Source organism: Pedobacter sp. GQ55 (genome assembly GCF_059758925.1).
In genome coordinates, this window is sequence record NZ_JCAXEI010000003.1 from 531,803 (window position 1) to 554,884 (window position 23,082).

General features: G+C 38.3%; 22 protein-coding genes. 8 read left to right on the top strand and 14 right to left on the bottom strand.

The genetic code is table 11. The features are described from left to right. Positions 1-12: 12 nt before the first annotated feature. Both AC6CH7_RS11230 and AC6CH7_RS11235 read right to left on the bottom strand, forming a co-directional pair. Positions 13-534 (bottom strand): Crp/Fnr family transcriptional regulator, encoded by a 522-nt coding sequence (locus AC6CH7_RS11230; protein WP_498262789.1) that lies wholly within the window; start codon positions 532-534, stop codon positions 13-15. 162 nt (positions 535-696) lie between these two features. After that, entirely contained in the window at positions 697-1,128 is a 432-nt protein-coding gene (locus AC6CH7_RS11235; RefSeq protein WP_498262790.1) for a hypothetical protein, read from the bottom strand. Between the two features lie 380 nt (positions 1,129-1,508). Between AC6CH7_RS11235 and AC6CH7_RS11240 the strand changes: the two genes are divergently transcribed. Continuing rightward, a complete protein-coding gene (locus AC6CH7_RS11240) occupies positions 1,509-1,913 on the top strand; it encodes a RidA family protein (RefSeq protein ID WP_498262791.1) in 405 nt (134 codons plus the stop codon). A gap of 36 nt (positions 1,914-1,949) precedes the next feature. Here AC6CH7_RS11240 and AC6CH7_RS11245 read toward each other — a convergent pair whose 3' ends face one another. Beyond that, the gene (locus tag AC6CH7_RS11245; RefSeq protein ID WP_498262792.1) at positions 1,950-2,552 is read right to left on the bottom strand and encodes a Crp/Fnr family transcriptional regulator; all 603 of its coding nucleotides are present in this window, start codon (positions 2,550-2,552) and stop codon (positions 1,950-1,952) included. A 171-nt stretch (positions 2,553-2,723) separates the two neighbouring features. On the opposite strand from AC6CH7_RS11245, the gene AC6CH7_RS11250 reads away from it, so the two are divergent. The 3 genes from AC6CH7_RS11250 to AC6CH7_RS11260 all read left to right on the top strand — a co-directional run bounded on the left by AC6CH7_RS11250 (position 2,724) and on the right by AC6CH7_RS11260 (position 5,173). Then, complete coding sequence (locus tag AC6CH7_RS11250) at positions 2,724-3,038, top strand: hypothetical protein (RefSeq protein ID WP_498262793.1); 315 nt, start codon at positions 2,724-2,726, stop codon at positions 3,036-3,038. 135 nt (positions 3,039-3,173) lie between these two features. Next, on the top strand, positions 3,174-3,908 hold the full coding sequence (locus tag AC6CH7_RS11255) for a hypothetical protein (protein WP_498262794.1): 735 nt from the start codon (positions 3,174-3,176) through the stop codon (positions 3,906-3,908). 152 nt (positions 3,909-4,060) lie between these two features. Beyond that, positions 4,061-5,173: an acyltransferase family protein gene (locus tag AC6CH7_RS11260; RefSeq protein ID WP_498262795.1), complete on the top strand. Its 1,113-nt coding sequence runs from the start codon at positions 4,061-4,063 to the stop codon at positions 5,171-5,173. A gap of 86 nt (positions 5,174-5,259) precedes the next feature. Here the strand turns inward: AC6CH7_RS11260 and AC6CH7_RS11265 are convergent, their stop codons facing one another. Then, positions 5,260-5,691 (bottom strand): Hsp20/alpha crystallin family protein, encoded by a 432-nt coding sequence (locus AC6CH7_RS11265; protein ID WP_498262796.1) that lies wholly within the window; start codon positions 5,689-5,691, stop codon positions 5,260-5,262. A gap of 76 nt (positions 5,692-5,767) precedes the next feature. On the opposite strand from AC6CH7_RS11265, the gene AC6CH7_RS11270 reads away from it, so the two are divergent. Next, a complete protein-coding gene (locus AC6CH7_RS11270) occupies positions 5,768-6,259 on the top strand; it encodes an acyl-CoA thioesterase (RefSeq protein WP_498262797.1) in 492 nt (163 codons plus the stop codon). A 17-nt stretch (positions 6,260-6,276) separates the two neighbouring features. Here AC6CH7_RS11270 and AC6CH7_RS11275 read toward each other — a convergent pair whose 3' ends face one another. Beyond that, entirely contained in the window at positions 6,277-7,674 is a 1,398-nt protein-coding gene (locus AC6CH7_RS11275; protein WP_498262798.1) for an FAD-binding oxidoreductase, read from the bottom strand. 37 nt (positions 7,675-7,711) lie between these two features. Further along, positions 7,712-8,092, bottom strand: a complete 381-nt coding sequence (locus tag AC6CH7_RS11280; protein WP_498262799.1) for a dihydroneopterin aldolase — start codon at positions 8,090-8,092, stop codon at positions 7,712-7,714. A 100-nt stretch (positions 8,093-8,192) separates the two neighbouring features. Between AC6CH7_RS11280 and AC6CH7_RS11285 the strand changes: the two genes are divergently transcribed. Continuing rightward, entirely contained in the window at positions 8,193-9,383 is a 1,191-nt protein-coding gene (locus tag AC6CH7_RS11285) for an acyl-CoA dehydrogenase family protein (RefSeq protein ID WP_498262800.1), read from the top strand. A gap of 31 nt (positions 9,384-9,414) precedes the next feature. Beyond that, positions 9,415-9,795: an SRPBCC domain-containing protein gene (locus AC6CH7_RS11290; protein WP_498262801.1), complete on the top strand. Its 381-nt coding sequence runs from the start codon at positions 9,415-9,417 to the stop codon at positions 9,793-9,795. 136 nt (positions 9,796-9,931) lie between these two features. On the opposite strand, the gene lysA is transcribed toward AC6CH7_RS11290, so the two are convergent. Both lysA and AC6CH7_RS11300 read right to left on the bottom strand, forming a co-directional pair. Next, on the bottom strand, positions 9,932-11,089 hold the full coding sequence (gene lysA / locus AC6CH7_RS11295; protein WP_498262802.1) for a diaminopimelate decarboxylase: 1,158 nt from the start codon (positions 11,087-11,089) through the stop codon (positions 9,932-9,934). A 178-nt stretch (positions 11,090-11,267) separates the two neighbouring features. Beyond that, positions 11,268-12,581, bottom strand: a complete 1,314-nt coding sequence (locus AC6CH7_RS11300) for an aspartate kinase (protein WP_498262803.1) — start codon at positions 12,579-12,581, stop codon at positions 11,268-11,270. A gap of 269 nt (positions 12,582-12,850) precedes the next feature. Here AC6CH7_RS11300 and AC6CH7_RS11305 point away from each other — a divergent pair, with 269 nt between their 5' ends. Continuing rightward, positions 12,851-14,584 (top strand): phospho-sugar mutase, encoded by a 1,734-nt coding sequence (locus AC6CH7_RS11305; RefSeq protein WP_498262804.1) that lies wholly within the window; start codon positions 12,851-12,853, stop codon positions 14,582-14,584. 11 nt (positions 14,585-14,595) lie between these two features. On the opposite strand, the gene AC6CH7_RS11310 is transcribed toward AC6CH7_RS11305, so the two are convergent. The 6 genes from AC6CH7_RS11310 to AC6CH7_RS11335 all read right to left on the bottom strand — a co-directional run bounded on the left by AC6CH7_RS11310 (position 14,596) and on the right by AC6CH7_RS11335 (position 22,941). Then, positions 14,596-15,612 carry a LacI family DNA-binding transcriptional regulator gene (locus AC6CH7_RS11310; protein ID WP_498262805.1) on the bottom strand — a complete coding sequence of 339 codons (1,017 nt, stop codon included), beginning with the start codon at positions 15,610-15,612 and terminating at the stop codon, positions 14,596-14,598. Then, on the bottom strand, positions 15,609-16,856 hold the full coding sequence (locus tag AC6CH7_RS11315) for a glutamate-5-semialdehyde dehydrogenase (protein WP_498262806.1): 1,248 nt from the start codon (positions 16,854-16,856) through the stop codon (positions 15,609-15,611). Before AC6CH7_RS11315 ends, AC6CH7_RS11310 begins: the two co-directional genes overlap by 4 nt. A 7-nt stretch (positions 16,857-16,863) precedes the next feature. Further along, the gene (gene proB, locus AC6CH7_RS11320) at positions 16,864-17,898 is read right to left on the bottom strand and encodes a glutamate 5-kinase (RefSeq protein WP_498262807.1); all 1,035 of its coding nucleotides are present in this window, start codon (positions 17,896-17,898) and stop codon (positions 16,864-16,866) included. A 139-nt stretch (positions 17,899-18,037) separates the two neighbouring features. Beyond that, positions 18,038-18,448 carry an OsmC family protein gene (locus AC6CH7_RS11325; protein ID WP_048905664.1) on the bottom strand — a complete coding sequence of 137 codons (411 nt, stop codon included), beginning with the start codon at positions 18,446-18,448 and terminating at the stop codon, positions 18,038-18,040. A gap of 33 nt (positions 18,449-18,481) precedes the next feature. Beyond that, positions 18,482-20,911: an AsmA family protein gene (locus AC6CH7_RS11330; protein ID WP_498262808.1), complete on the bottom strand. Its 2,430-nt coding sequence runs from the start codon at positions 20,909-20,911 to the stop codon at positions 18,482-18,484. 530 nt (positions 20,912-21,441) lie between these two features. Beyond that, the gene (locus AC6CH7_RS11335; RefSeq protein ID WP_498262809.1) at positions 21,442-22,941 is read right to left on the bottom strand and encodes a malate:quinone oxidoreductase; all 1,500 of its coding nucleotides are present in this window, start codon (positions 22,939-22,941) and stop codon (positions 21,442-21,444) included. Positions 22,942-23,082: the final 141 nt, after the last annotated feature.

Here is a 23,082-nt window from a genome sequence, read left to right on the forward strand (position 1 = left end):
TGTGGGCAAACTTTATCTCCTGTTTCGTATTCTGCTTAATGAGACAGCGGTAATACCTAAATAGGATGCGATATAATGTTGTGGAATGCGCTGAACAATATGGGGATGTTCTTCAATAAGCTCCTGATAGCGCTGTTGAGGGGTATTTTTAAGATAGGAATAGAAAAGCTTTTGAGAGTTTAAAAGCCGTCTGAATAAATGCGCTTCCAGATCTTTTTTTATTTCAGGCGAATTTTCCACAGCATTTAGAAAATCTGGTTGTGAAATCGTCTGTAAAATACAGGGTTCTAGACTTTCAATGCTGTATAAACTCGGCTGGTTGGTTCTAAAACTTTCAATAGAGGCAACCTTGTCACCTTCAAAGAAAAATTGCGTAGTAATTTCTTTACCATCACTATTAACCCAGGTCCTCAAACAGCCTTTATCAATAAAGAACATCGTTCTTGAAATTTGTCCCTCCTGTAAAAGAGTTGTTTTGGCAGGAACTTTACGCTGCTGAAAAAGATGGTAGAATTTATCCCACTCAGTTGTCATTGTTTACAGTCGATTTAGAATTGCTATTCATAAACAGTACAATTTTACGCAAATTTATCAAATGTTTTTTTTTGATCGCTTTACGTATTTTTAATCCTCCGACCTGTATCACCAGCCAGGAAATTGCCATGGACGGGGGATTGAGTGTATAAGCCTGAACGGCTATTGTAATCGCGGAGCGGGTTTACGTCCCTTTTTTAAAAGAACAAGATAGCACAAATAGGATCCCAAAAATATTCCTGCTACCGTTGCGTAAATATCATAAACGTCGAATGTAAGGCCGGTTCCCTTTTGTGTCATTTCGTGTACAAGAAATCCTGTTAAACCGGTGATGGCAAATGCGGATAACAATAATACCTTGGATTTCTTTGAAACGGGTTTATCAGATGAGCCTTCCACAAGAATAACGATTACTATTGCCATTGACATAAAACCTATCGGTGCGAGAAAATTGGGCAGCCATCCTAATGTTTCACTAAGCAATCCATATTTTCTTCGTCCATATATAGGCCTTAGAAAGGTCCGGATCAATTCATTCAGTATAAAAATCAAAGCCGGAAGAAAAAAAATCAGTCTGTTTTTTTGTCGTGTCATGTTTATTGAAACCTGCAGAATCCCTTCAGCGTGCTGTATCTGAAGGTCTGTTCAATAAAGTTAAGCTTATCACACCTTCTTCCAAAGAAAGTTAATGGTATTTTTATCAACCCGGCTGCACCAATAATAAGTGATGCTGCATTTTATTACCCAAAATCATTTTTTGCAGGTTTTCTGCCCAAAAAACCACCCGACAGGCCATGAAACTTGTTCCGCAGATATGGACTTTCAAACAAGCCGACCGGACAAAGGGATGCCTGCCGGTGTATTAAAATAGTTTAATGCCATTTATTAAAATAGTTTAACGGGGGACAGTTTCAGCAAAACGATCTTTATGGATAACTAAAAGAATAGAATGATAACTAACAAAACAGAAGCAAATGGAAATTTCACAAATTAAAATTACGCCTGACACCTATGCTCCTTTCCGTTTGGCTCAGGGACATCGTGTGGGAGACTTACTATTTATTTCGGGCCAGACCGCTATTGATGATGGGGGCAAGCTGATCGGTCTGGACGACTTTGATGCGCAGGCACAGAAAACCTTTGAAAACCTTGAAAAGGTACTGGTGGCCGGCGGCTCAAGCCTTAAGAACGTCGTCAAGGTAACCATACTGCTGCGTGACATGGCCAATTTCGGAAAGATAGTAGCGCTCCGTGGCAAATACTTCTGTGAACCATACCCCGCAGATACAATTATGGAAGTCTCTTCTCTGTTTTCCAAAGACGCCCTTATTGAAATAGAAGCTATCGCCGTTGCCGATAATGCCGCGGTATGGAAATAAGCAGGTAAGTGAACGGAGACGCTGTCTCCGTTCCTTTTATTTTTTAGCGATCTCTTTACGTATCTGGCTTAGAAAAACAGGCGTTATACCCAGAAATGAAGCGATATGCTTTTGAGCCAGCCGTTGTTCGATATGAGGATAAAGGTCCAACAGCGCGAGATATCGTTCTTTGCCCGACATGCTGATGGCATTCAGCAAACGCTGGTCCTGTGCCATGCTGGAACTTTCATTTAATATCCGCCAGAAGCGTTCCATTTTCGGCATGTTCTCCATCAATTTCTCCCGGCTCTCCAGGTCTATCTGCAGCAACACAGACCCCTCAAGGGTAATGATATTTCGACTTGCCGGCTGTTGCTTTAAAAAGCTGTTTAAATCCGATATCCACCAGTCTTCCATGGCAAAATGCAAGGTATGCTCATCGCCCCTGCCATCCACATAAAAAGACCGGAGAAAGCCTTCACAAACATAGCTTTCATAATGGCATAGCTCTCCTTGTGCAAGCAGATATTGTTTAGGCAGTAACTTTCGCAGCTTAAAGAACGAGCAAATATAATCCTTCTCCTGGCTGTCAAGAGAGATCCGGCGTTCAATGTGCCGTACAAGGCTATTGTAATGTTCTTTGGTGCTTTGCTCTTGCATACTGCTGCCAATTTACAAATTTAAATTAAACCGGTGTTGCCGGTCAAATACCAGGGCCGGTTGTGCTCATTTCTACGATCCGCATCAAATTTATCGTCAAAACCTTTTATTGAAAGCAACCAAACATGTGAGGGCTTGCAATTGTTAATCTTGTACTAAAAAAGGAGAAAAATGGAAAATTCGAGCAATAGTACAGACAAAGATCACCATGATAACACACACCCTAAACCAACAGAGGACGCTGGGGCGCAAATTGAAACGGTAACCCCGGACACAGAAAAGGAAGGCGCTCCTAATGACAGCAAAGTCACCTCCGGGGATACTAAGGGCAGCACTCAAACTGATCAAAAAGAAGAACCAGAAGATCCTCAGCAGAAAGATAAACCTGATAACCAGGGCAATGAAGGGGGTGACTCCGAAAATCCGGAACCTGACGAAGATCAAAATGAAGGGGATGGCCCGGAAATCGAAACGGTTGCCCCTTAATTGTTTCTAGGTTTTGTGGGCCCAATTGAATTTTACACTGGTGAGGCATGAGAAATTCCGTGTGTCACTTTGTAATTATCGAGTGACGAATGCCGGAATAGTTGGTAATTAATTTTGTAAAAGTTAAATTTAATTATGAGAACAAATGCCACGCACTCGGAGCTTTCGAGCACACAATCCAAGACCATATTCGGGTCCGGCCCACTTGCAGTGGAACTTTTTGACCGGCTTCCGGTTGCAGTATATACCTGCAACCTTTCCGGGTCCATTACCTCCTATAATCAGGCTGCAGCGACACTTTGGGGGAGGAAACCTGAACTTAACAAGGAGCTCTGGTGTGGATCGTGGAAGGTTTTTTATACTAATGGCGAACCCATGACACTTGACAGCTCTCCAATGGCGGCAGCACTAAGCGATGGAGGCTCGGATACCGGTACCGAAATAATCCTTGAACATCCTGATGGTTCCAGAAAAAATGTAATTGAGCATCCTGTTCTCTTATTTGACGATAACGGCTTGCTGTACGGAGCTGCTAACACGCTGATCTGTATAGCTGAACAAAAAGACAAGGAGATTCAGCTGCTGAAACTGCTTGAGCAGATAAATGAACTTAGTGTAAACGAGAATGAATTCAAAGGCCTGGCCAGCCAGGATTTTAAGACTATCCTGGCGAGTGTTTCCGGATATCTGGAATTGATCTTGCGGTCAGTCCGGCCAGATGACGCAAACTCAACATTGCTCATCAGGGCACAAAAGCAACTAACGGCATTACATAAGCTCGTCTGCCGACTGATTGAAACGGGCAAAAATGCAAAACTGCTTACTTATTTATTCTTTAGCGGACTTCCTGAGAGCCTGATTATTCTTTAACGCCTCCCGGAAGCGTTTGTGCAAATCAAGACATTCATGAGCTTGTCCGGCTCATTGTAGATTTGGTTGGGTTATTAATTTTAAATATCTTGGCGCACTGGCAAATCAGAGGCTGTTGCCGCATTAAGTTTAGCTGGTAGGATGTACATTAAATGGATACAAACAAAACCACCACCACAATTCTACAAACAAAACAGCACTTTGAAATTCTCGACGGGTTAAGGGGCATTGCTGCATGGGCCGTTCTAATATTTCATTTTATGGAGTGGGCTTACACCGATCCTGGCCAGAACTTTATCGGCCACGGCTTTTTAGCTGTCGATTTCTTCTTCTGCCTTTCGGGGTTTGTAATAGGATATGCTTACGACGATCGTATAGGAAAAATGGGTGTTCTTGAGTTTTTTAAATCAAGGGTTATCAGATTGCACCCGCTGGTTATAGCCGGATCGGTATTAGGCCTGCTGGCATTTTTGTTCGATCCATTTGGGGGTCATCCAGAATTGTACGGCATCGGTAAGATCATCCTTACATTTTTGTGTTCGTTACTGCTTATTCCATTGCCTATAATAGAAGATCGTGGATTTAACCTTTTTAGCTTTAATGCACCATCATGGTCTTTATTTTGGGAATATATAGCTAATATCGTTTACGCATTTGTGCTTTATAATATTAAACGCAGCTACCTGCTGCTGCTAACCATACTTGCAGCGGTTGCCATTTGCCTGGTAACTTATCGTTCAGGAAATTTATTGGGCGGTTGGAGCGGCCCAACCTTTTGGGACGGGGCTGCCCGGATATCATATTCTTTTTTAGCGGGATTGCTTATTTACCGTTCCAACTGGATCATCAAAAACAGGTTGGGATTTATCGGTCTGGCCATATTGTTGCTGCTGGCCTTTTTAGTTCCCTCCTCAAAATGGAATTGGCTATCCGAACCTTTCATCGTGCTATTTTACTTCCCGTTGCTGATCGCATTAGGCGCGGGGGCTGTATTGGCACCTGACTTGAAAAAGTTTTGCGTCTTTTCAGGAAAAATATCTTACCCGTTATACATGACACATTATGCAGTGTTATGGATGTTCGGCAATTACTACACAAGTCATAAAGTAGGCTCTATGCAACTGATGTTGATAATTATTGCCGGGTTAGTGATACTTACCGCGGCAGCCTACCTGGTAATGGTAATTTATGATATTCCCGTAAGGAAATATTTAAACGATAAACGCAGTGAAAGGCTTGTTAAACAGAAAGCTAGAGGTGTTTAAATTGGTTCTTGGAAGATATGGTAAAAAGAAAGGGTGCACCATCCGGCACACCCTTATCTACCTAAAAAAACCAAACTCTAACCTAATTATGAAACTTTAATTTCTTTGTTTTGAGATTTCACTTCGTCTTTTCCGATCGTGATGTTTAAAATCCCGTTCACATATTCAGCAGTAATGTTTTCTGCATTTACGCTTTCAGGTAATACGAAAGATCTGGCAAATGAGAAGTAATCAAACTCTCTGCGCGTGTAATCTTTTTTCTCTTCTGTTTCGCTTGTTTTTTTCTCGGCCCAAACAGAAAGGGTGTCTTTTTTTAAGTTGATTTGAAAATCTTCCTTAGTTAAACCCGGAGCAGCGATTTCAATTTTGTACTCGGTTTCAGTTTCTAAAATGTTTACGCCCGGCACTTTGTTAACCGTCAAGTTTTTATTTATGGCTTCACTAAACAAAGAGTCAAATACATTGTTAAAGTAAGGTGCGGTGTTCCTGGTTCTGTTGTTGAATTTTACTAGTGTCATCGTTTATGTTCTCCTATTTTTTAATTTAAATTTTATATTAACCCTATAATCAAGTCCTATACCAACCCCATTTTCTATGATTTTTAAGACATTTTGGCGCAATAAAACTACTAAGCAAGACAAAACGGCAGAAGTCGTAAACCAAATAGACAGTTTTAAGTATAAAACAACTATAGAAACGCGCTTTGCTGATTTTGATATGATGGGCCATGTAAACAACGCTACCTACTTTACCTTCATGGAAATTGCCCGGGCCAAATACTGGAAGCAAGCCATACAATGGGACTGGAAAAAAACAGGTGTAGTCATTGCCCATGCCTCGCTGGAATACATCATCCCCATTTTTCCGGAAGATAAAATTAGCATGTACGTACGTACCTCCAGAATTGGAAAGAGTAGTTTTGATCTGGAATATTTACTGATCAAAATGAAAAATGGTGAGGAAGTAGCCTGCAGTAAAGGGAAAACGGTATGTGTAGCCTTTGATTATCGCACCAAAACCTCAGTAGCGATTCCTGACGAAGAAAAAAATAAAATGATGATTTTTGAGCAACTCAATAATAATTAACTGAGTTGCTCTTATGCTTAAAATATCTTACCAGGATTAAGGATGCCGTTAGGATCAAATACACTTTTTATTCCTCGCATCAAGTTAAGATTGATCTCGCTGTATTTGATAGGCATAAATTCTTTTTGAACCAGTCCAATACCGTGTTCTCCGGAAATTGTACCTCCAAGGGCACTTGTTAATTCGAATATCTCTACGATACCGTCTTTGAGTTTGTTTTTCCAATCCTGGTCACTCATACCTGCTTTAATGATATTGATATGGAGGTTGCCGTCACCGGCATGACCATAACAAACACTTTCAAATCCATACCTGGATCCTATTTCTTTTATACCATTAATCAATTTTGGTAGAGCAGCTCTAGGTACAACGGTATCCTCCTCCTTATAAACAGAATTGGATTTAACAGATTCTGCCATAGTGCGGCGCATACGCCATAGATCTTCCTTTTGTTGGGCTGTATCCGCAAAGAGCACATTGCTGCACTCAAATTGTTCAAGAACAAGATTTACCTTTTCGCAATCTTTAAAAATGGAATCCATATCATCGCCATCGAATTCAATTAAAAGGAAGGCATTTACATCGTCTTTTAGATCGAATTTAATGTCATCAAATTTAATAACCCACTCCACTCCTTTTCTTTCCATAAACTCTAATGCTGATGGCACAATCCCTGCTCTAAATATTGCAGAAACCGCTGCGCAAGCCTTTTCGTTCTCTCCAAAAGAAGCAAGCATTAAAACGCTTTGCTGAGGCTTGGGGACAAGTTTTGTTACTATTTTAGTAACTACAGCCAATGTTCCTTCAGAACCGATCATCATTTGCGTAAGATTATAACCAGATGCATACTTTAATGTATTGGCGCCAGTCCAGATAATTTCGCCAGTAGGCAAAACAACTTCAAGATTTAAAATATATTCTCTTATTGTTCCATATTTAACAACTCTGGGGCCACCAGAACCGTGGGCCACATTTCCACCTATAAAACAAGATCCTTTGCTTGATGGATCTACAGGATACAGCAAGCCATGTTCGCCTACTGCATTTATAAAGTTTTCAGTAATAACGCCTGGTTCAACAGTTGCCTGCAGGTTTTCAGTGTCTATTTCAATTATGGCTTTAAACTTTTCCATAGACAACAGCACCCCTCCATATATGGGTAATGCTGCACCACTAAGTCCGGTACCACCTCCACGTGGTGTAACAGGAACGTGATGTTCATTACATAGCTTTAGTAAAGCTGAAATTGAATTTGCATCGGTTGGCTTAACTACAATCTCCGGATAATACCTAAGGTCTTCTGTTTCATCATGACTATATGTATTTAGCGATTCCTCATCAGTAAATACATTTGATACACCAATAATTGTTTTTATCTGGTCTAATAGGTCGTTTGTAATCTTATTAAATGCCATCTGTTGTTTTATTAGCTTTTAAAATCAGGATCGTGGTTTAGGAATTTGCAGAGCGATAGCTTAATTGGACAAATGAATGTCCAATTTCGCCAGGCATTGGCGGATTTAGTTTTTTAATACCAACTTCTGCTGTATGTACAAATGGATAATTGGTAACCACTCTATCTAAAATACTTTTCACTACCGTTTCGAGCATTTTTCGGGTGTTTTTCATTTCATCCAATATGATATTGTTCAATATTTCGTAGTTTACCGTACGCTCTAAATTCTCTGTATCTGTATTGGGCGTAAATGTAACCACAACATCTACAGAAAAATAGATGCCAGTAAGTTGTTCTTCAGGATAATAACCATGAAATGCATAACATTTAACATCTCTTAAAGCAACTGTCTGTATATAGTTTTGAACATCAATCATTTGACAAAATTAAATTTTTTATCCGTTATCACCAGCCCTTGTCCGAAATCATTACCTTTGGGCACAATAGCTGATTGTGTAACCAAATATAGTGGAAACAATGAATAAATCTGCCAAGAAAGACCTTTACGAAGCTCCCGATTATTATTTACTGGATGAATTGCTTTCTGAAGAACATAAACTAATCCGGGCAACTGCAAGAGATTGGGTTAAGAAAGAAGTGAGTCCCATTATTGAAGATTATGCTCAAAGGGCTGAATTCCCTAAACAAATCATCAAGGGATTGGGAGAAATAGGTGCTTTTGGTCCTACTATTCCTGTTGAATATGGTGGTGCCGGACTTGATTATACGGCTTATGGTGTCATTATGCAGGAATTAGAACGTGGCGATTCGGGCATCAGGTCTACCGCTTCTGTCCAGGGCTCCCTGGTAATGTATCCTATTTTTGCTTACGGAACTGAAGAACAACGCAAGAAGTATTTGCCTAAGCTTGCTACTGGTGAATTGATGGGCTGCTTTGGATTAACTGAGCCTGATCATGGATCTAATCCGGGTGGAATGGCAACCAATATTAAAGATAATGGAAGCCACTATTTACTTAATGGTGCAAAGATGTGGATCTCTAATGCTCCCTTTGCAGATATTGCTGTTGTTTGGGCTAAGGATGAATCAGGGAAGATCAGAGGATTGGTTGTGGAGCGCGGTATGGAAGGTTTTACAACTCCGGAAACACATGGAAAATGGAGTTTAAGGGCTTCAGCTACAGGTGAATTGGTGTTTGATAATGTTAAGATACCTAAAGAAAATATTTTCCCGGATATAAGTGGGCTTAAAGGACCTTTAGGTTGTCTAAATCAGGCGCGCTATGGTATTGCATGGGGAGCACTCGGTGCTGCTATGGATTGTTACGATACCGCTTTACGCTATGCTAAAGAACGAATTCAGTTTGGTAAACCCATTGCTGGTTTTCAATTGCAGCAAAAGAAGTTAGCTGAAATGATTACGGAGATTACTAAAGGCCAGTTACTTGTATGGCGCTTAGGGGTATTGAAAAGTGAAAACAGAGCGACTGCTGAGCAGATCTCTATGGCAAAAAGAAACAGTGTAGAGATTGCGCTGGATATCTCTCGGAATGCCAGACAAATGCTTGGCGGTATGGGGATTACCGGAGAATATTCAATTATGAGGCATATGATGAATCTGGAGTCGGTAGTGACATACGAGGGAACTCATGATATTCATTTACTAATTACAGGAATGGATGTAACGGGCATAAATGCCTTTAAGTAATTTTTAAACAGCGGAAATCAATAATTTATTAATGAAGACATTTAAGAAATATACCTATTTGCCTGCACCTCCGGAAGAGGTTTATTGGGCGTTAACAAAAGCACAAAGCATACAGCTGTGGACTGGAGCTGAGGTTGAATTTACTGAAGAGCCAGGCACAGAGTTCTCTTTCTGGGAAGGGGATATCACCGGTAAGAATGTTGAATTTGAATACGGAAAAAGGATAGTACAACAATGGTATTTTGGTGAGGACAATGAGCCCTCAATAGTAACCATTAAGCTGCACGAAGATAAAAAAGGCACATCACTGGAGTTTGTGCAAACCAATATTCCAGAAGAAGATTATAAGGATTTTACAGAGGGAATTGAAGAGTATTATTTGGGAGGTCTGGTTGACTTCTTTGAAGAATAAAATTTGATGAGTACAATCTGCCGTCGTTTCGACAGGAGAAATCTCTTGATTATATCAATTTGCTTTGCAGCTATTTTGTGTTCAAGGGGTCTCTCCTATCGTCGGGATGACTGCTTTAAAAAACAATCGATTATTACTAAATATCTGTATTGTAAACAGACACAATGTTTTCTCTTAAGTTGTAATGCGAAGCCATTACTTCTCCATAAGCTCCTGTGCTATTTAAAGCAATAAGATCTCCGCGAAGTGTGCCCGGTAATTCCACCTCTTTGCCAAAGCAATCGGTGCTTTCACAAATAGGCCCAACAACATCATACTTTACCGATTTTGATTCAGATAACCTTGATATATTCGATATTTTATGATAAGCTTGATAAAGCGCTGGCCTCATTAATTCAGTCATACCTGCATCAAGAATAATGAAGTTCTTTTTCTTCCCATTCTTTACGTACAGCACTTTGCTTATTAATGATGAGGATTGTCCCACCAATGCACGACCCAATTCAAAATGAACTTCCTGGTTTGACCTCACATTAAGGAATTCATTGAATATCTTAAAATAAGAGCTGAAATCAGGAATTTGTTGCTCTGGGTTATGGTAATCGATACCTAAACCACCTCCAACATTTAATACCTTTACGGTAAAACCTCTTTCTTCGAACCACTCGGCAAATTCATTTACGCGTACACAAAGATTTTTATATACATCAAGATTGGTTATTTGAGAGCCAATATGAAAGTGAATCCCAATAAACTCCAGGTTAGGCGATGTCTTTAAAGTTTCAGCACATAGTGGCAAGTCCCATGAGTTTATACCGAACTTATTTTCATCTAATCCGGTTGTAATGTTATGATGAGTATGTGCATCTACATTTGGATTAATACGTATGGCTACTCTGGCTTTTTTGTTTTTCTTACCTGCTAACTCGTTAATAACTCCAAGTTCCTGAATAGATTCTACGTTAAAGCAGAAAATATCATTATCTAAAGCACCATTAATTTCCTTATCAGATTTACCCACGCCAGCAAAAACTACCTGGTCTTTCGAGAAGCCAATTTCTATTGCTTTGCTTACCTCGCCCCCACTAACGCAATCGGCTCCAAAGCCTGTAGCCTTTATTTTTTCTAAAACCCGCTGATTGAAGTTTGCTTTCATGGCGTAGTGCACATGAAAATTATATAACTTAGCTGCATCAGCACAAGTACTAAGCGTTTTTTGCAGCAAAGTAAGATCGTAGAAGTAGAAAGGTGTTTCTAAACTTGCGAAGTGCGATATATCTTTATCAGAAAACATAATGTTTAAATATCTTTTTATAATTGTTATTGTTGTTTTGGGTCTGATCTACTTTGGTAATCATCTCGACTATAAAAAGCAGAAGATTAGTAGAAAAGAGTACGAAAGAAGAAATCGTCTCTTCATCGCACTCGTTTTCATTATAGCTGGTATTATCTTTTGGCTTAGAAGAAGATAATTACTCAAATAAGCGGTTATGTAAGCTTTTTAATGCCTCAGTTTTATCAGCTGTATTTATTAGTAACGAAATGTTATAGCTACTACCACCGTAAGAGATCATACGTACCGGAATGTGTTTAATTGAATCTAATACGCGGGCAGCATAACCATGCTTTTCTGCACTGAAATCGCCAACCACACAAACTATCGATTGATCATTGTCAACTTCTACACTTCCAAAATCATGTAGTTCTTCAATAATTTTCGAAAGGTTATCCGTAAAATCAACAGTCACCGAAACAGCTACTTCAGATGTAGTGATCATGTCTATTGGTGTTTTATAACGTTCAAATATCTCAAAAACACGTCTTAAGAAACCATACGCCAATAACATTCTGCTCGATTGGATTTTGATTGCAGTAATACCGTCTTTAGCTGCAATAGATTTTATTTTGCCTTTTTCACTGTCATTCGTAATCAGCGTACCAGAAGCTGAAGGCTCCATAGTGTTCAATAATCTTACAGGAATCTTGTATTTTTGAGCCGGAAAAACAGATTGTGGATGCAATATCTTTGCCCCGAAGTAAGCTAATTCAGCTGCTTCATCAAACGAAAGCTGAGAGATTGGTTTGGTGCCTTTAACTATCCTTGGATCGTTGTTGTGCATACCATCAATATCTGTCCATATCTGAACTTCTTCAGCTAGTATGGCAGCTCCTATTAAAGATGCAGTATAATCACTTCCACCACGTCTAAGGTTATCCACTTCGCCAAAACTGTTTCTGCAGATAAATCCTTGTGTAATGAATAGTTTATTTCCTTTATTCTGATCTAATATTGGTTGCAAGTGTTTAGTGGTATAAGGAACATCAGGTTCATTGTCCTCATCAATTTTCATGAAATCTAAAGCGGGCAACAATACAGATGGAACACCTATCGATTTAAGATAGATATGATATAATGTAGTTGATAACAATTCACCTTGTGCAAGCACTACTTTTTCCTCTATTGGGGTAAAAAGATCATTTACTAATGTTTCAAGGAAGTTAAAGTGATAGTTTACTACTTCTTGTCCCTGCTCTCGAAAATCACCTTCCGGTAAAAGCTCAATAACAAATTCATTATATTTCTGATGCAATGCGTTAATAAGACTTAACGCAGCCTGTTTGTCTTCCTTTAAAAGTTTGGCTGAAATTTCTACTAAACTGTTCGTTGTGCCCGACACCGCAGAAAGCACTACAATTTGTTCTTCTGCCGGATTAATAATATCCAGCAATTTTTTCATCCGCTCAGGGCTTCCTACAGAAGTTCCTCCAAACTTTAATATTCTCATAGTTTTATAAATTGTTTTTTGGTAATAACCCCATCAGCAAAATTCTGATGGTTTCATTATTAGTTATTTAAATTTTAAAGGTTAATATTATTTCAATCAAATTGGTTATATACTTATATTAGGGCGTGAAATTAAAGAAAAGGGCGCTAATAATCATGATATTGACGAAATAAAATTTGGAATATTATAAGAATTGGGCTTTTCTAACAAAACTTCACAGTTATATTACTGTTTTTCATTAAGATATCTTAAAAAACACATCATAAACTATGCAATTAGAAGCAGCTACATTAAATACCATAAACGAATGGCTTAATGGTAATTACGACGAAAAAACTAAGCAAGAAATACAACAATTGCTAGATAAAGAAGCTTTTACTGAGCTTACAGATTCTTTCTACAGAAGTCTGGAGTTTGGTACCGGAGGTTTACGCGGGATAATGGGTGCAGGATCTAACAGGATCAATAAGTATACAATTGGAACTGCTACACAGGGTTTATGTAATTATCTTCTTAAAAAATATCCGGGTGAAAAGGTTAAAGTTGCCATAGCGCACGATAGCCGCAACAATTCTGATTATTTTGCAAAGATCACCGCTGATGTGTTTTCTGCAAACGGCATACACGTTTATTTTTTTAAAGCACTAAGACCTACTCCGGAATTATCTTTTGCGATCCGTGAACTAGGCTGTCGCAGTGGTGTGATGCTTACTGCCTCTCATAATCCAAAAGAATATAACGGCTACAAGGCATATGGGGCTGATGGTGGGCAATTTACCGCTCCTGATGACATACTTGTTATGGATGAAGTGGCTAATATCAAAAGCATTGATGAAGTTAAATTTGATCGTATCGATAGTAATATTGAATTGATTGGGGAAGAAATTGATCAACTCTATTTGGATAAAATCACGGAATTGTCAGTATCTCCAGAGGCCATTGCGCGCCAAAAAGACCTTAAAATTGTATATTCTCCGATCCATGGAACCGGAATCACATTGGTACCTAAAGCGCTCGAGCAATTTGGTTTTATCAATTTAACTTTGGTTGAAGAACAAAGCACTCCTGATGGTAATTTTCCAACTGTAGTATATCCGAACCCTGAAGAAAAAGAAGCACTTACACTTGCTTTGAAAAAAGCTCAGGAAATAGATGCGGATCTTGTTCTGGCCACAGACCCGGATGCCGATAGAGTTGGTATTGCTGTTAAAAATAATGACGGTGAATTTGTGCTCTTAAACGGAAACCAAACTGGAAGTTTGCTAATCAATTACCTGTTAAGTGCCTGGGAAGAAAAGGGTAAACTTACAGGAGACCAGTATATTGTTAAAACAATAGTCACATCTAATCTAATTGAAACAATAGCTAAGGCTAAAAATGTTACTTATTACAATACCTTAACAGGCTTTAAGTGGATTGGTCATTTAATGACAAGCCTTGAAGGTAAGAAAACATTTATAGGTGGTGGTGAGGAGAGCTACGGTTATCTTATCGGAGAGCTTGTTAGAGATAAAGATGCTGTTGTATCTTGTGCTTTTATTGCAGAAATGACCGCTTTTTACAAAGATAAAGGTAGCAGTTTATATAACGCTATGCTTGATATGTATGTAGAATATGGTTTGTATAAAGAAGAATTGGTATCCATAACCAAAAAAGGAAAAACAGGCGCTGAGGAAATCAAAGCGATGATGGAGAAATTCAGAAGCAATCCTCCTGTTAAATTAGGTGGTTCTAAAGTTGCAACTTTAAAGGATTACGAATTGGGGATAGAAACTGATTTAATTGCGAATGAAAAGAAAGATCTGGGATTCCCTAAATCTGATGTTCTTCAGTTCATAACCGAAGATGGAAGCATTATCTCTGCCAGACCATCCGGAACTGAGCCTAAAATTAAATTCTATTGCAGTGTAAATGCACCACTTAAGGATAAAGACGGTTTTAAAGCTGCCGATGCTGAACTTAGTGCGAAAGTAAAAGCGATCATGAATGATTTAGAGGTTTAATAACCTCTAAATCATCTTTTTATAAACTTAGGTTGCAAAATTATTTTGCATGCCTCTCTTTTTACCAAAGTATTACTGGCCGAAGCAAGCTCATTTAAAAGTACATCAATGATCTTCTCGGCCATTTCTTCTATTGGCTGATCTACAACACTAATTGGAGGTGTATGTAATTTAAATACATCATGATCATCGTAAGCCACAATGCTGAAATCATCATTAATTTCCTTCTTAATCAGTTTTAAAACCAGCAGGCCTTTAATTGCAAGGTAGTTAGTAGAGAACAGTACCGCGTCAATTTGCGGATTCTTCTCGAACAATAGCATTAACTGGGCTGTTGTATTGTCATCTGTACTATCAAAAGGAATTTCAGTGTAAATATCTTTATCAAACTGGATACCACCGTCTTGAAGTGCTTTTTCATAACCCAGAAAACGGTTATTGATCTGGTCTACATGCAAATCCACAGTTACAAAAGCAATGTTCTTTTTACCGCTATCTATAAGGTGTTTTGTAGCGGTGTAAGTACCATTAAAATTGTCTACAACAACATAATTAACTTCCATATCCGGAAGATTCCTGTCAAATATAACTACAGGGATACGTTCTGTTAGCAACTGTTTAATTTCACCTTCGATCCCGGGTACAGGAGCAATAATATAGGCATCCACTTGTCTGGCCTTAAACATCTCAATAAGTTCCTTGGCTTTAACCGGATCATTTTCAGTACTTGAGTAACTGATTTTATAACCTTTTTTATATGCCTTATCTTCTATCTTTCTGGCAATACTGGCAAAGAATGGGTTAGAGATATCTTCTACTATCAGTCCTATGGTTTGGGTATTTCCGGTTCTTAAACTTCTGGCTACCTGATTCGGTTTAAAATCAAATTCTTTAATTATAGTGTTAACCTTTTCAATAACAGCTTTGCTAATACGCATTTGTTCAGCCTTGCCATTTAAAATAAAGGACACAGTTGTAATAGATACATTGGCCTTATTGGCGATGTCTTTTATTGATGCTGGTTTCATCTTACTTGTCCCTCACCTTTAACAATCCATTTTTCTGTAACTAGTTTCTCAAGGGCAAAAGGTCCCCTGGCGTGTAATTTCTGAGTAGATATGCCGATTTCCGCACCTAAGCCAAAAACCTGTCCATCAGTAAATCTTGTTGAAGCATTTAAGTATACCACAGCCGCATCAACCTGGTTCAGAAACAATTCAGTTTTAACCGGATTTTGAGTAATAATTGCTTCAGAGTGCTTTGACGAAAACTTTGCAATATGATCAAGCGCCTGGTCAGTGCTATCTACAATCTTTACAGAACATTTAAAATCAAGAAACTCTCTTCCAAAGTCTTCAGGTTCAGCTTTATTAATTAAAGGATAGTTCTGATCTTTTAAAATCTTATAAGAATCTTCATCGGCAAATATCTCAACATTATATCCCGCCAGCAGTGGCGCAAGCTTTTCAAGGAAAGGCTGTGCAACTGCTTTGTCCACTAAAACCGTGTCTAGCGCGTTACAAACTGACGGCCTTGAAACCTTTGCATTTACGACTATTTTTGCGGCATCATCCAGCTTTGCAGATTCCTCCACATAAGTATGGCACACACCAGCACCTGTCTCTATTACCGGTACTAAAGCGTTTTTGCGAACGAATTCAATGAGTTGATTAGAGCCTCTGGGAATAATTACGTCTATGTATTTTTCTGCAGTTAAAATATCTAAAATATACTTTCTTTCAGCAGGAAGCTGTTGTACGATATTTATATCGAGGTTACTTTCTGCAAGAACCTGTTGAATTAAAGACACAACAAATAAATTAGTATGATAAGCGTCCTGACCACCTCTAAGTAAACAAACATTTCCTGATCTAATGCATAAAGCGGCTACATCAAGGGTAACATTTGGTCTTGATTCATAAATTACGCCAACCACACCAAGTGGAACCGTTCTTTTTTGAATGAAAAGTCCGTTATCAATTGTTTTTTCTGAAAGGATCTTGCCCGTCGGATCTTCCAGATTTGAGACATCTACCAGGCTTTTGCTAAGCTCTACAATTCGTTCAGCATTTAACAGAAGACGATCCTTTTTGGGGTCATCGTCAGACATTTTTTCCAGGTCCTTTAAATTTTCAGCAATGATGTCTTCTTTTCTCTCAGAAATAATTTGTGCAATTCGGTTGATAACGCCTTGTTTGTCCTTATCACTGAGCGTTGATATGGATTTTTTGGCATTTTGTGCACTGATTAACTGGTCTTCTATCGATTCCATTATCATATTATAATATTACAATGTCACTGGCATTGGCTATCTCCAGGTTATGTTGTTTAGCGTTTTTACTAATTGTATTTGACGATACTTTAGCCTGTGCTACAGCTACAATGTTCTTCTGCTCGTCAATAATCTCAAATATTTCGCCGTTAGCGAAATCTACCTCAATAGATTTTACACCAACGGCAAGCAAGCTCTTTCTTTTTCTAATCGCTTCGCTTGCACCAGCATCAACCATGAGTCTGCCGGTTACTAAGCTACCACTTGCAAGCCACTTATTTCTTGCAGATATCGAGCAGTTTTTGGGAGCGCAAATTGTTCCTGACTCTCCTTTCGCTGCTTTTAGTATTCCGTCTGGTGTTCTAACGCCAAAAATAACAACCTTAATCCCCATTGTAGAGGCAAGGTTTGCGAAGGTTAGTTTGGAAATCATACCACCAAGCCCAACTTCAGATGTATTCTTGTTCGCTAAAGAGAAGACATCATTATTTATAGATTCAATTTTATCTATTACATTTCCTTCTTTGTCCAATACACCCGGAACGGACGTGCCCAAAAGGATAAGCGAAGCACCAAAACCGACACCTAATAAGGTTGCAAGTTCATCATTGTCTGAGAATTTTAGCTCTAAGTTACTAACTACATCATTTTCATTAGCAATTGGAATTACTCCATTTTTCCATAATTCTTCGTAAGTCTCTTTTAGCTGAAGAAATTGAGTTCTATGAGAAAAATGCTGTCTTTCGCATAAACTTTGTGCGATAGAAATATTGTAGGGTTTAAAATGTTTTGAATAAGTGCTTAACAATAGAGGATTACCAATTGAAGCGGCAGCTTTTCGCTCACTAATTTTACCTTTATAATTCTTTATGTATTTTTTTCCAGCTGCAACTGCACCTGAAGATACTAATATTAAATGGTGATTAAGAGCAAGTTCTGCTACTTGCCGGGTTATATCTGCAATTATAGCCTCATCAATTTCTCCTTTAGGGGTAGTGATAGAAGCAGAACCTAATTTCAAAACAAGTATAGACTTGGTCATTGTGGCTGTTATAGTTTATTTGGCGAGAAAATTCGAAAATAGATAAATTACTGCGTATCTCGTAACTATAGAATAAAAAAATCCTCCTATTTATTAACTAAAGAGGAGGATTTAGGGAATAAGTTTATCTAAAAGTTCATTAAATCAATGAAGCTTCTAAGCTAATCTCCACATTATAAGCTTTACTTACAGGGCATGTAGCTTTAGAACCAGCAGCAATTTCCTGGAATTTGGCATCATCAATTCCAGGTATGTCAGCTTTTAGCACAAGATGTGAAGTAGTAATCACTCCATTATCTAAAGTTACAGTTGCTTTGGTTTCCAGAGAAGTTGGGTTAAATCCGGCTTCCGTTAAGTCCAGGCTTAGTTTCATGGTGAAACAACCAGCATGAGCTGCAGCCATCAATTCTTCAGGATTGGTTCCAATTCCATCAGCAAAGCGGCTATTAAATGAATATTGTGTTTTATCAAGTACTTTGCTGTCAGTTGTAAGGTTTCCTGAACCTTCTTTAATAGTGCCATTCCAAACGGCAGTTGCATTACGTTTCATTTCAATGAATTAAGGTGGTTATTAATAGGTTGTTTATTTTGTTTTATCGTGATTTCTGTTCAATTTAATTTTGATTTTCCCATCTTCTCCATCAGTTGCTAGTAAATGTAACACAATTCCTTTCATCCTTCTCGCTCTTTTTTCATTTTTATCTGTAATCTCAGCATCCTTTTTAGGATTTCTTAAAGGTACATCCAAAGTAATGTTAGTCCCACTAGACATGGAGTATACGCCTGCAATGTCCATATTCAGTAAGGTCGAATTAATTTGCATTGGATTAATGGTGATTTTTTGTCCCCTTACATCAAACTTTCCATTCAAGTTGGTGAATGAAATATTGTCCAGATCCCTAAGTGGAAAAGCAAATTTGCCCACATTTTTAACCGGCTCGAAGCTTACCAGGGCTCCTTTTTTTAAATCAAAGGCGATGCTGCCATATAATGAATTGGGAAGGAGATTTCCTTTATCACTTATAACCCCCGATATATTGGTCTTAGAAAACAGATAGCCTCTTAAGTTTTTTGAGGTCAGTGTTTTCATTCCAAAGTTGTCAAAGGAATAAAAGAAATTTTTAATGTCCACATTTGTAATTGTGGCATTAAGTTTAAAATTATTGGTACTGCCTTTTTGAGCAACGATGCCATTTAAAGAAACTGCACCACCAGCATGCTTTACATTCACATTTTTAATAGCTATACCATTTTCTGAGAGCAACAGATCAGCATTTGCATTAGTAGCCAGAAATTTGTTGTAGTAAATCTTATCTACTTTCACATTCATATTTACCTGACTCTTTTCGAAAAGTTCATTCAGATTCTCAGAAAAATTAGATTTCTTAGTTCTCTTCTTTGCTTTTGGTTTTCTGGTACCAAGGAAGCCCATAAATTCACCTAAATGAATCTGTGGACTTCTAATTTTCCAGTTTAACAGTATTTTCTCTGGATTAGTATAATAAAGGTTTAAGAAATTACTTACAGAACCTTCCATAGATACAACGCTTTTACCGCTTTGTAAACGGATGTTCTTAATGTATAGGTCATGATCGGTAAAATTGAGTGAAATGGCTGTGTTTTTAAAATTCACCTTGCGGGGAACGTAGCTCACATCTGCATTCTGAATATCCACAACACCTTTAACAAAAGGTTTGGCCAGCATAAAATCTACAATATCTGCACGGTAAACCAGCTTTACATTTGCCGTGCCTTTACCGAATTTGAGCATCTCCTCTCCGATGATGTTGTTAAGCTTTGCAATATCAAATTGCGAGGTGAACAGTCCTGTGGCAATTGGTTTATCCAGGTTATTGATAAAGGCCGTGTCAATAGAAAATGGTATCTGTGCATAGCTTCCTTTAAAACTAAAGAGCTTAATGGCTGAGTTTTCGTCATTTATTCCTTTACCTTTAATATAGCTATTGGTAAAAAAACCGGTAAAATTGCAATCTTCAACTACCCCACCCGGCGTGGTTAGCACATTATCCTTTATGAGTGCCTTAACGTTGATAGCAGGATCCCCGCCAGGCCCCATATTACCAGCCAGGGTGCAATAAACATGTATAGGTTGCTTAAGGTCAAACATATTAAGCTTAGCGGTAATATTTGGAGCCAACAACGCGGAGGCATTGCGCCATAAAATATTTTTGGCTTCTATATTTATGGTAAAGTCTGTGTTTTCTTTAGAAATATCAAACTTAGCTCCTATTATAAATGGATCTTTTCCGATATTTAAGGTGTTAGGAGCTACCAGCACAATTCCGGAACCGTCGTTATAGGTAATTTTAAAAGGACCTTCCAAAAGTTTGTCCTTAATAAAACTACCTCTTCTGGTGTTAAATGCCAGGCTTTTGGCCAGTGCTTTAAGTTTAAGGTCGGCCTCCCAGCCACCAAGTAAAAGATAATCCATATTACCCTTTAAATCATAAATATCAAACTGAAAAAGTTTATGTCCTTTTTGATTGTCTACCACAAAACTAACATTGCTTAAAGTAAACTTTCCCAGTTCCGGACTTGAACTGTTGTCCTCTTTTGACTTCTTTGATTTATCTTTTTTTGGGAAAATAGCAGTATTACTATACCCATTACTGTCGGTAAACAGATAGATCGCTGCATCATTAATTCCTATTTTTTTTATTTCAATAGTTCCCTTAAGTAATGCTAAGGTATTTACAGATACTTCCAATTCTTTAGCATCTAAAAGCGTATGCTGATGGTTTTTCCATAAACTATCTTTCATTACTACATTGTTTAGTTTTATAGAAACCCCAGGAAATCCCCGTAAAAAGGTGGGCTCCATGCTTGCTATGGTAAGCGTGCCATTGAGGTTTTTATTTAGCTTTTGCGTTATGGTTTCCAGTAAACTTTTTTTATTTGAGTTTACGTATAAAGCAAGGGCCGAGAAAATTAAAAGTATCAACCCTATAAGGATACCTACTACTTTGAGTGTTATTTTAAACCAGCGTGGCATTTTTCTGTTTTATAGTCAAACGTTTACAATATAAAAATTGTTTTCGAGATAATGATTCTTGCTTTTTTAAACTGCAACCTATTGCATTAGGGCTGCCAGACTTGACCATTCTGGAAAAGACCAGAACTTGAAAAAATCTACAGGAAATTATTGAGTAATGCTTAAGAAATACTTGAGAAACACTTGAATGTTATGGGGATGTTTAAACAATGCTTAAGAGATGGTTGAAATATCCCCATATATATTTCAACCATCTCTCCACGATCTTCCAACCCAAGCATTTCTCGAGTGTTTTTTAAGGGTTATTCAAGTATTTTTGGTCGAGATTAGAGCAGGCTCCGTCCGACCAACGGAGAGATCTCTTGAATAAGCATAATGAAAGATATCTCCTAACGTCGAGGACGACGAATGAGGATAATGAACACTGCTTTTACAAATGCAGCATCCTGAATCGCTTTGGATGAAACCGTATTAGTACGCTAATTTATCAGCTTATAGAAGGTAACATTTTTAATAGAAGTCTTATTCTGTTAGGCAGTTTTCAGGCTCAGTGCATGAGTTGTTTGAACTCTGATTTCTTCCGTTAGCTGAGCATTTCCGTTTAGTGGCTGACCATAAGATGGGATCATACTTTTCAGTTTTTTCTGCCACTCTTCGGTTTTTATTTGATGAGCAAAGCAACGCTCCATTAAAGTAATCATAATAGAAACAGCTGTAGATGCGCCTGGGGATGCGCCAAGTAGTGCTGCAATTGATCCGTCAGCAGCAGTAACCACTTCAGTTCCAAACTCCAGTACACCGCCATGCTTTTCGTCCTTTTTAATTACCTGAACGCGCTGACCTGCAGTTTCAAGTTCCCAATCCTCCATTTTTGCAGTTGGCAGGTACTCTCTAAGTGCCGTCATGCGATCTTCCGGAGACTGGCGCACCTGGTCGATGAGATATTTGGTAAGTTGCAGGTTATCTAAACCTGCCGATATCATGGGTCTGATATTATTAATTTTTATTGAAAGAGGTAAATCAAGTAAAGAACCATGTTTCAAGAAACGTGTAGAGAAACCGGCATAGGGGCCAAATAACAAAGCTTTTTTACCATCAATCATTCTTGTATCAAGATGTGGAACCGACATTGGAGGAGCTCCAACTGATGCCTTTCCATAAACTTTTGCGTTATGACGTTCAATAACTTCTGGATTAACACATTTAAGCCATTGTCCACTTACAGGGAAACCACCAAACCCATCTCCTTCCGGAATTCCTGCTTTTTCAAGAAGCGGTAAAGAGCCCCCACCCGCACCTATAAATACAAATTTTGCTTTTACAACTCTTCTTTTACCGGTAGTTTCATTTTTAACCTTTACTTCCCATAAACCATCTTTTTGTTTTAGTTTACGAACTTCGTGGTCAAAATGCATGTTTACACTTTCCTTTTTTTGAAGGTAGTTAAACATCATTCTCGTTAAGGCACCAAAGTTTACATCGGTACCAAGCTCCATCTTTGTTCCGGCAACCTTCTCTGCCGAATCCCTGTCGTTCATTACTAAAGGCATCCATTCAGCAAGTTCTTTTGGATCCTCAGAAAAGGTCATCCCTTTAAAGAGGTCACTTTTCTGAAGGTTGTTATATCTTTCACGTAAAAACTCAACATTTTCTTTACCCCAAACAAAACTGATATGTGGTATGCTTTTGATAAAGGTTTCAGGAGCATCAACAATCTTATTTCTTACTAAAAAAGACCAAAATTGTTTAGATACTTCAAAAGATTCAGCAATTGAGACTGCTTTTTTTGTTTCTACAGTACCATCTGCAAGTTGCGGGGTGTAGTTTAATTCGCAAAAGGCCGAGTGTCCAGTTCCGGCATTATTCCATGCATCAGAACTTTCTGCAGCTGCCACGTCCAATCGCTCAAAAATTTCAATACTAAGATCTGGCTGCAATTCCTTAAGTAATACACCCAAAGTTGCGCTCATAATACCAGCGCCAATTAATACAACATCAACAGTACTATCTGATTTAGTTTTACCAGTCATTTTTGAAATTTTTTGCAAAAATACGATTCCTAATTAAATTTTCCTCCTAAACTCTAGTCTTGATTTTAATTATATTGCGTTTTATTTACATAACTGCTTGATTTTTTCAAGAAACCGGCTAAATCTTATTAAAACCATCAC

Coding starts and splice junctions, on each gene's coding strand:
- AC6CH7_RS11230 (WP_498262789.1), bottom strand. CDS start 534: ATGACAACTGAGTGGGATAAATTCTACCATCTTTTTCAGCAGCGTAAA.
- AC6CH7_RS11235 (WP_498262790.1), bottom strand. CDS start 1,128: ATGACACGACAAAAAAACAGACTGATTTTTTTTCTTCCGGCTTTGATT.
- AC6CH7_RS11240 (WP_498262791.1), top strand. CDS start 1,509: ATGGAAATTTCACAAATTAAAATTACGCCTGACACCTATGCTCCTTTC.
- AC6CH7_RS11245 (WP_498262792.1), bottom strand. CDS start 2,552: ATGCAAGAGCAAAGCACCAAAGAACATTACAATAGCCTTGTACGGCAC.
- AC6CH7_RS11250 (WP_498262793.1), top strand. CDS start 2,724: ATGGAAAATTCGAGCAATAGTACAGACAAAGATCACCATGATAACACA.
- AC6CH7_RS11255 (WP_498262794.1), top strand. CDS start 3,174: ATGAGAACAAATGCCACGCACTCGGAGCTTTCGAGCACACAATCCAAG.
- AC6CH7_RS11260 (WP_498262795.1), top strand. CDS start 4,061: ATGGATACAAACAAAACCACCACCACAATTCTACAAACAAAACAGCAC.
- AC6CH7_RS11265 (WP_498262796.1), bottom strand. CDS start 5,691: ATGACACTAGTAAAATTCAACAACAGAACCAGGAACACCGCACCTTAC.
- AC6CH7_RS11270 (WP_498262797.1), top strand. CDS start 5,768: ATGATTTTTAAGACATTTTGGCGCAATAAAACTACTAAGCAAGACAAA.
- AC6CH7_RS11275 (WP_498262798.1), bottom strand. CDS start 7,674: ATGGCATTTAATAAGATTACAAACGACCTATTAGACCAGATAAAAACA.
- AC6CH7_RS11280 (WP_498262799.1), bottom strand. CDS start 8,092: ATGATTGATGTTCAAAACTATATACAGACAGTTGCTTTAAGAGATGTT.
- AC6CH7_RS11285 (WP_498262800.1), top strand. CDS start 8,193: ATGAATAAATCTGCCAAGAAAGACCTTTACGAAGCTCCCGATTATTAT.
- AC6CH7_RS11290 (WP_498262801.1), top strand. CDS start 9,415: ATGAAGACATTTAAGAAATATACCTATTTGCCTGCACCTCCGGAAGAG.
- lysA (WP_498262802.1), bottom strand. CDS start 11,089: ATGTTTTCTGATAAAGATATATCGCACTTCGCAAGTTTAGAAACACCT.
- AC6CH7_RS11300 (WP_498262803.1), bottom strand. CDS start 12,581: ATGAGAATATTAAAGTTTGGAGGAACTTCTGTAGGAAGCCCTGAGCGG.
- AC6CH7_RS11305 (WP_498262804.1), top strand. CDS start 12,851: ATGCAATTAGAAGCAGCTACATTAAATACCATAAACGAATGGCTTAAT.
- AC6CH7_RS11310 (WP_498262805.1), bottom strand. CDS start 15,612: ATGAAACCAGCATCAATAAAAGACATCGCCAATAAGGCCAATGTATCT.
- AC6CH7_RS11315 (WP_498262806.1), bottom strand. CDS start 16,856: ATGGAATCGATAGAAGACCAGTTAATCAGTGCACAAAATGCCAAAAAA.
- proB (WP_498262807.1), bottom strand. CDS start 17,898: ATGACCAAGTCTATACTTGTTTTGAAATTAGGTTCTGCTTCTATCACT.
- AC6CH7_RS11325 (WP_048905664.1), bottom strand. CDS start 18,448: ATGAAACGTAATGCAACTGCCGTTTGGAATGGCACTATTAAAGAAGGT.
- AC6CH7_RS11330 (WP_498262808.1), bottom strand. CDS start 20,911: ATGCCACGCTGGTTTAAAATAACACTCAAAGTAGTAGGTATCCTTATA.
- AC6CH7_RS11335 (WP_498262809.1), bottom strand. CDS start 22,941: ATGACTGGTAAAACTAAATCAGATAGTACTGTTGATGTTGTATTAATT.